The sequence below is a fragment of the Ochrobactrum sp. SFR4 genome, from assembly GCF_019730395.1.
Taxonomy (GTDB): domain Bacteria; phylum Pseudomonadota; class Alphaproteobacteria; order Rhizobiales; family Rhizobiaceae; genus Pseudochrobactrum.
The window spans coordinates 1-244 of sequence record NZ_JAAPBB010001198.1; the positions used below are offsets into that span (position 1 = coordinate 1).

1 pseudogene is annotated in these 244 nt (G+C 50.8%); it reads left to right on the forward strand.

Annotated features, from left to right (window positions below):
- Positions 1 to 244, forward strand: a pseudogene (locus HBA93_RS22840) (iron ABC transporter substrate-binding protein); the annotation flags it as partial.

Below are 244 nucleotides of genomic sequence, written 5' to 3' on the forward strand. Positions count from 1 at the left end.
CGTTGATGCGGGTAATCTGATTGATCTGACAGAAAAAGGCCTGACCCAGCCTGTCTCTTCCAAAGTTCTGGAAGATGCCATTCCGGCACAGCTGCGTGATGCGAAGGGCGAATGGTTTGCTCTTTCAATGCGTGCGCGCGTTGTTTATGCAGCCAAAGATCTCGATGTTTCCGCACTGAATTATGAAGACCTGTCCGATCCGAAATGGAAAGGCAAAATCTGTATCCGTGCCGGTCAGCATCCG